General features: G+C 74.6%; 5 protein-coding genes and 1 pseudogene. 3 read left to right on the forward strand and 3 right to left on the reverse strand.

Going from position 1 to position 7221, the window contains the following annotated elements:
• Window positions 1-271: 271 nt before the first annotated feature.
• Window positions 272-2830, forward strand: a complete 2559-nt coding sequence (gene valS / locus DY240_RS03905) for a valine--tRNA ligase (protein WP_233552597.1) — start codon at window positions 272-274, stop codon at window positions 2828-2830.
• 158 nt (window positions 2831-2988) lie between these two features.
• Window positions 2989-5118, forward strand: a complete 2130-nt coding sequence (locus DY240_RS03910; protein ID WP_233552598.1) for a heavy metal translocating P-type ATPase — start codon at window positions 2989-2991, stop codon at window positions 5116-5118.
• Window positions 5119-5171: 53 nt separating this feature from the next.
• Here DY240_RS03910 and DY240_RS03915 read toward each other — a convergent pair whose 3' ends face one another.
• The gene (locus DY240_RS03915; protein WP_199700778.1) at window positions 5172-5699 is read right to left on the reverse strand and encodes a CGNR zinc finger domain-containing protein; all 528 of its coding nucleotides are present in this window, start codon (window positions 5697-5699) and stop codon (window positions 5172-5174) included.
• A gap of 25 nt (window positions 5700-5724) precedes the next feature.
• Here DY240_RS03915 and DY240_RS32710 point away from each other — a divergent pair, with 25 nt between their 5' ends.
• A complete protein-coding gene (locus tag DY240_RS32710; RefSeq protein WP_199700780.1) occupies window positions 5725-5880 on the forward strand; it encodes a hypothetical protein in 156 nt (51 codons plus the stop codon).
• A gap of 9 nt (window positions 5881-5889) precedes the next feature.
• Here the strand turns inward: DY240_RS32710 and DY240_RS03920 are convergent, their stop codons facing one another.
• Together DY240_RS03920 and DY240_RS31630 are read right to left on the reverse strand one after the other, a co-directional pair.
• The gene (locus DY240_RS03920; RefSeq protein ID WP_119658655.1) at window positions 5890-6813 is read right to left on the reverse strand and encodes a serine hydrolase; all 924 of its coding nucleotides are present in this window, start codon (window positions 6811-6813) and stop codon (window positions 5890-5892) included.
• A pseudogene (locus DY240_RS31630) lies at window positions 6810-7221 on the reverse strand (hypothetical protein); the annotation flags it as partial. The gene DY240_RS03920 and the pseudogene DY240_RS31630, both read right to left, overlap by 4 nt.

Consider the following 7221-nt stretch of genomic DNA (forward strand, 5'->3'; position numbering starts at 1 on the left):
TCCACGGGAACCAACGGGGCATGAATCGCGTCTAACGCGTTCTCGACCCCCCGCGAGCCCCTGCCGATCAGTGCCACGCAGGGCCGGTGCGCACCCCGTCGCTGCCCTATCCGTGCAGGTCAGTGGTGCGTTCCGGGCCGGACGGGTCGGTCTGCGGACTCGACCGGCAGGAGAAGGATGTCATGAATTGCGGCCATGCCGGGCGTGTCGCGCCGAACCCGCGCGGAAAATCCCCGGATGGCACCCGCGTGCCGGGATTAGGCTCGGCGAGGTGACGAACACCTCCCGCACCCTTCCCGCGATCCCCGACCGGCCCACCGTCGACGGGCTGGACGAGGTATGGGTGACACGCTGGGAGCGCGACGGCGTGTACCGGTTCGACCGCACGCGCCCGCGCGCGGAGGTGTACTCCATCGACACCCCGCCGCCGACCGTGAGCGGCTCGCTGCACGTCGGGCACGTCTTCTCCTACACGCACACCGACGTCGTGGCGCGGTACCAGCGCATGCGCGGCAAGGCCGTCTTCTACCCGATGGGCTGGGACGACAACGGCCTGCCCACCGAGCGCCGGGTGCAGAACCACTTCGGCGTGCGCTGCGACCCGTCGCTGCCCTACGAGCCGGGCTTCGAACCGCCGGCCGGCGGCCGCTCGGCCAAGGACCAGCTGCCGGTGTCGCGGCGCAACTTCATCGAGCTGTGCGAGCGGCTGACCACCGAGGACGAGCGTGCCTTCGAGGAGCTGTGGCGCCGGCTCGGCCTGTCGGTCGACTGGTCGCACGGCTACCAGACCATCGACGCGACCGCGCGGCGGGTGTCGCAGCGGGCGTTCCTGCGCAACCTCGCCCGCGGCGAGGCGTATCTGGCCGAGGCGCCCACGTTGTGGGACGTCACGTTCCGGACGGCGGTCGCCCAGGCCGAGCTGGAGGACCGCGAGCGCCCCGGCGCCTACCACGACCTGGTGTTCTCGCGGGTCGGCGGCGGCGAGCCGCTGCTCATCTCGACCACCCGGCCGGAGCTGCTGCCGGCCTGCGTCGCCGTCGTCGTCCATCCCGACGACGCGCGGTACGCGGGCATCGTCGGGTCCAGCGTCCGCACGCCGCTGTTCGGCGTGGACGTCCCCGTGGTCGCGCACCGTCTGGCCGACCCCGAGAAGGGCACCGGCGCGGCGATGATCTGCACGTTCGGCGACACCACCGACGTCACCTGGTGGCGTGAGCTGGCGCTGCCGACCCGCCCGGTGGTCGGCCGCGACGGCCGGCTACTGCGCGACGTGCCGCCGTGGCTGGACGACGCCGCGGGGCGGGCGGCGTACGAACAGCTGGCCGGCGCGACGGTGCACACCGCGCGCCAGCGGGTGGCCGAGCTGCTGCGCTCGTCCGGCGGGCTGGTGGGCGAGCCGCGGCCGATCACCCACCCGGTCAAGTTCTACGAGAAGGGCGACCGGCCGCTCGAGATCGTCACCACCCGGCAGTGGTACATCCGCAACGGCGGCCGCGACGAGGAGCTGCGGGCGGCGCTGCTCAAGCGTGGCCGCGAGCTGCGGTGGCACCCCGAGCACATGCGGGTGCGGTACGAGAACTGGGTCGGCGGGCTCAACGGCGACTGGCTGATCAGCCGGCAGCGGTTCTTCGGCGTGCCCATCCCGCTCTGGTACCCGCTGGACGACTCCGGGGCGCCGGTGTACGACACCCCGATCGTCCCCGACGAGGCCGCGCTGCCGGTCGACCCGTCGTCCGACGCCCCGCCCGGGTACACCGAGGCGCAGCGCGGCGCGCCCGGCGGCTTCACCGGCGACCCCGACGTCATGGACACCTGGGCCACGTCGTCGCTGACGCCGCAGATCGCCGGCGGCTGGGGGAGCGACGACGACCTGTTCGCGCGGGTGTTCCCGATGGACCTGCGGCCGCAGGCACACGAGATCATCCGCACCTGGCTGTTCGCCAGCGTCGTCCGGGCGCACCTCGAGCAGGGCGTGCTGCCGTGGCGGCACGCGGCCATCTCCGGCTGGATCCTCGACCCCGACCGCAAGAAGATGTCGAAGTCCGCCGGCAACGTCGTCACGCCGCTCGACCTGCTCGAGCAGTACGGGTCCGACGGCGTCCGCTACTGGGCCGCGAGCGGCCGGCCCGGGGCCGACACCGCGTTCGACCCCGGCCAGATGAAGATCGGCCGCCGGCTGGCGATGAAGGTCCTCAACGTCAGCCGGTTCGTCCTCGGGCTGGGACCGGTGGCCGACGACGCCGAGGTCACCGCGCCGCTCGACCGCGCCGTCCTGGCCGCGCTCGACCTGACCGTCGCGGCCGCGACCCGCGCGCTGGACGACTACGACCACACGCGCGCGCTCGAGGTCACCGAGCGGTTCTTCTGGGACTTCTGCGACGACTACGTCGAGCTGGTGAAGGCCCGCGCCTACGGCGACGCCGGCGACGACGCGGGTGCGGCGTCGGCCCGTGCGGCGCTGCGGCGGGCGCTGTCAGTGCAGCTGCGGCTGTTCGCGCCGTTCCTGCCGTTCGTCACCGAGGAGGTCTGGTCCTGGTGGCGCGATGGTTCGGTGCACCTGGCGCCGTGGCCGGTGGCGGAGGGCGTCGACGCCGCCGAGGCGGAGCTGTTCACGACCGCGTCGGCGCTGATCGGGGCCGTGCGCAAGGCCAAGACCGAGGCGCAGCTGTCGCTGCGCACCGACGTGCCGCGGGCGGTCGCGCGGGTCCGGCCCGCCGACGCCGAGGCGGCCGCTGCGCTGCTCGACGACGTGCGGGCGGCCGGCCGGGTCGCCGTTCTCGACGTCCGGCCCGACCCGGGTGCCGACGTGGTCACCGTCACGCTCGGCTGAGCGCCCGCCCCCGCCCACGCCGTCCGCCCCGCCGGCCCGGGCGCGCCACCGTCCTGCATGGGCGTGGGCGCGCCCCCACCGCAACGAGGTGTGGCGGGCGGAATACCCCTAGGGGGTATGCTGTTGGCATGGTCTGAACCGACGAGAGGTGAGTGGCCATGGAGCAGCACGAGCACGCCGTCGCGACCGAGCACGGTGGCGCCCACGATCACGCCGGTCACCCGGGGATGCCCGCCGGGCACGACGAGCATGCCGGCCACGGCGCGGCGCACGCCGGCCACGGGACGTCCCACGCCGGGCATGACAAGCACGCCGGTCACGGCGACGGCAGCATGTTCCGCGACAAGTTCTGGGTGAGCCTGGTCCTGGCCATCCCGGTGGTCGGGTTCAGCGCGATGTTCGCCGACCTCATCGGCTACGAGGTGCCGAGCTGGGGGACGTGGATCCCGCCCGTGGTCGGCACGTTCCTGTTCTTCTACGGCGGCTGGCCGTTCCTCACCGGCGCCAAGGCGGAGCTGGCCGACCGGCTGCCCGGCATGATGACGCTGATCTCGCTGGCCATCACCGTGGCGTTCGTCGCCAGCGGGCTGACCTCGCTGGAGATCGGCGGCCTCGACCTGGACTTCTGGTGGGAGCTCGCGCTGCTGATCGTCGTCATGCTGCTCGGCCACTGGCTGGAGATGCGGGCGCTCGGTCAGGCGTCGGGTGCCTTGCAGGCGCTCGCCGAACTGCTGCCCGACACCGCCGAGCGGGTCGTCGCGGACGGGTCGGTCACCGAGGTGCCGCTGGCCGAACTGGCCGTCGGCGACGTCGTGCTGGTGCGCTCCGGCGGGCGGGTCCCTGCCGACGGGGTCGTCGCCGAGGGCACCGCGGAGGTCGACGAGTCCACCGTCACGGGCGAGTCGAAGACCGTCACGCGCGGGCCGGGCGACCGCGTCGTCGCCGGCACCGTCGCCACCGACACCGCGATCCGCATCGAGGTCACCGCCGTCGGCGAGGACACCGCGCTGGCCGGCATCCAGCGGCTGGTGGCCGACGCGCAGGCGTCCAGCTCGCGCGCGCAAGCGCTGGCCGACCGCGCCGCCGCGTGGCTGTTCTGGTTCGCGCTCGGCGTCGGCGCGCTGACGTTCGTGGTGTGGGTGCTGCTCGGCGAGGCGTCGGCGGCGGTCGAGCGGACCGTGACGGTGCTGGTCATCGCCTGCCCCCACGCCCTCGGGCTGGCCATCCCGCTGGTGATCGCGATCTCGACGGCGATGTCCGCGCGGGCCGGCATCCTGGTCAAGGACCGGCTGGCGCTGGAGCGCATGCGGCAGGTCGGCGCCGTCCTGTTCGACAAGACCGGCACGCTGACGGTGGGCCGCCCGGCGGTCTCCGGCGTCGCGGTCGCGGACTCTGTGGCCGAGGACGAGCTGCTGGCGCTGGCCGCGGCGGCCGAGCGCGACTCCGAGCACCCGCTGGCCAGGGCGGTCGTGACGGCGGCGTCGGCGCGGGGCGAGGTGCCCGCGGCGTCGGAGTTCCGCTCGCTGACCGGTAAGGGCGTGCAGGCCGTCGTCGACGGTGCGCGGGTCGCGGTCGGCGGGCCCGGCCTGCTGCGCGACCTCGGCCTCGAGCCGCCGGCGGAGATCTCGGAGGCGGTCGGCGAGTGGGCCGGCGCCGGGTCGACGGTCCTCTACGTCGTCCGCGACGGTGCCGTGCTGGGCGCGCTGGCGCTGGCCGACGAGATCCGGCCGGAGTCGCGCGAGGCGGTCGCACTGCTGCGGGCCGAGAACGTGCACACCGTGATGATCACCGGCGACGCCCGCAACGTCGCCGAGTCGGTGGCCGCGAAGGTCGGCATCGACGAGGTCTTCGCCGAGGTGCTGCCGGAGGACAAGGACGCCGCGGTGACGTCGCTGCAGGAGCGCGGCCTGTCGGTCGCGATGGTCGGCGACGGCGTCAACGACGCGCCCGCGCTGGCCCGCGCCGACGTCGGCGTCGCGATCGGCGCCGGCACCGACGTCGCGGTCGAGTCGGCCGGCGTCGTCCTGGCCTCCGACGACCCGCGCGGCGTCGTCTCGGCCCGGCGGCTGTCCACCGGCAGCTACCGCAAGATGGTGCAGAACCTGGTGTGGGCGACGGGGTACAACCTGCTGTCCGTGCCGCTCGCGGCCGGCGTGCTCGCGCCGATCGGGTTCGTCCTCCCGCCGGCGGCCGCCGCCGTCGCGATGACGGCGTCGACGGTCATCGTCGCGGCCAACGCCCAGCTGCTGCGCCGGCTCGACCTGCGCCCGGACCGCCTGTCGCGCTGACACCCATGATCATCAACCTTCTGGGCTGCTATCACGACACAGAAGGTTGATGATCATGGGGCGGGCGACGCGGGGCGGGCGCGATGGCGGCGGACGGCCTGGCGGTTGGCGCAGCGGGCCGAGCAGTAGCGCTGCCGACCGTTGCGGGTGACGTCGGCGAAGGCGAGCGAGCAGTCGTCGGCGGCGCAGCGGGCCAGCCGGTGCAGGCCGCGCTGGGTGAGGAACCACGCCAGCCCGAAGGCGGTGATCGCCGCGAACTGCCGCTCCGGCGGGACGTCGTCGGGGCGGAAGTGCACGTGCGGCGGGCCGTTGTGCAGGCTGATGCGCGGGTGCGACGTGCCGCGGGCGAGCAGCCGGTTCAGGGCCTCGATCCGCTCGGCGTCGCCCGGCGCGTCGACCACGCCGGCCAGCGCCGCCCGCCAGCGCCGCAGCCCGGCCGCGTCGTCGTCCGACGGCGGGCGCTCCAGCAGCAGGTCGTGCTCGGCGGCCAGCCGGGCGACATCGGCGGCGGAGTCGATGCGGGCATTCACCACCGCGGCGGCGAGCAGCGCGCCCTCGTCGCTGTAATGGTTGAAATGCACAATGCCATTACAGCACGGTGGAGTCATGAGCGAACGACTCCTCGAAGTGGTGCGGGCCTGCGGGCGATGCGGGGCCGCCGTGCGACCGGACCGCGTGACGTCCTGGCACCGCACCGGCGACGGCTTCGTGGGCTACGCCCGGTGCGCGTGCGGCGGCCTGGTCGTCGTCCGTCCCGGCTGAACCGGCCGGTCAGAGCCGCAGCACGTCGACAGCGGCGCGGGCGGCGCGCCCGATGGCGCGGTCGGCCTCCGGCTGCGACCGGGCGGCGACGGTCGAGGCCGTGAGCGCGGCGACGGCGATGCGGTCGCCCGCCGACGTCGTCACCATGCCGGCCTCGTGCCGCAGGTTGAGGAACGTGCCGGTCTTGCTGGCGACGGTGACGGAGTCGCCGGCCAGCTCCGACGTCATCCGGTTGCGGTTGACCTGGTAGCCCAGCAGCTCGCGCAGCCGCGCCGTCGCGGCCGGCACGCTGACGTCGTCGGTCCAGATGCGCTCGACCAGCGACACCAGGCCGGCCGCGGTGCCGCTGGTGGCCGCCGCGACGTCCAGCGTCGGCAGCACGTGCCCGCCGCCGTCGGTGGTGGCCCGCACCGCCAGCTCCAGCGCCAGCACCGGGTCGTCCGGCGCGACCGCCGCGGCGGCCTCGTAGAGCAGCCGCATGGGGTGCCGCACGACGATGCCCTCGCACCCCCAGCCCTGCAGTGTCGCCGTCACCCGCTCGGGCGGGACCAGCGCGAAGACGGCGTCCGCGGCGGCGTTGTCACTGACCGACAACATGAGCAGCAGCAGATCCTCCAGCGCGATGCGGCTCGGGTGCCGGAACAGCGCGGCGCCGGTCGGCCCGGGCGTGCTCTGCCCGGGCACGAGGTCGACGGGCTGGGCGGGGTCCAGCTCTCCGGCGGCGATGAGGTCGAGCACCACGAGGGCCAGCGGCAGCTTGCTCACCGACGCCAGTGCGTACGGCACGTGCACGTCGAACCCGAGGTCCTCGCCGGTGTCGACATTGCGGGCGTACAGCGCGCCCCGCAGTCCCGTGCGGGCCCAGTCGGCGCGGATGTCGTGCGCCGTGCGCACCGCCTCGCCGGAGAACCCGAACGCGTCGGACGTCGTCATCGCGGCTCCTCCTGGTCGGTGACCAGCCCGGCGGCGAGCGAAAGCGCCGGCCGCACCGCGAGGACCAGCTCGCGCGCCACCCGTGGCCGGCTGGCGACGGTGTACGAGCGGCGCACCGCGACGTCGCCGAGCGGCCGCCAGCGCAGCCGGTGCGCCGCGGCCCACGCCGGCGTGCACAGGATGGCGTCGCCGTACTCCAGCGCGCAGGTCAGCGCCTCGGTGCCGGAGGTGCCGACGCGCACCTGGTCGTCGAGCAGGCCGGCCAGCCTGGCCGCGCGGCGGACCGGGTCGCGGATCCACGGCACGTCGTCCTCCGTGGCGAGGTGCAGCGCCCGCGGCCGGCCGTCGTCGCCGCCGGCGCGGCGCAGCTGGTCCAGGTGCAGCCGGCGGCCGCGCAGGTCGTCGGTG

Origin of the sequence: Jiangella rhizosphaerae, assembly GCF_003579925.1 — a bacterium.
Taxonomy (GTDB): domain Bacteria; phylum Actinomycetota; class Actinomycetes; order Jiangellales; family Jiangellaceae; genus Jiangella; species Jiangella rhizosphaerae.

What these genes read in the sequence shown, in the direction of transcription:
- DY240_RS32710 (WP_199700780.1), top strand. Translation starts at nt 5,725, where the DNA reads ATGAGCGAACGACTCCTCGAAGTGGTGCGGGCCTGCGGGCGATGCGGG.
- DY240_RS03910 (WP_233552598.1), top strand. Translation starts at nt 2,989, where the DNA reads ATGGAGCAGCACGAGCACGCCGTCGCGACCGAGCACGGTGGCGCCCAC.
- DY240_RS03920 (WP_119658655.1), bottom strand. Translation starts at nt 6,813, where the DNA reads ATGACGACGTCCGACGCGTTCGGGTTCTCCGGCGAGGCGGTGCGCACG.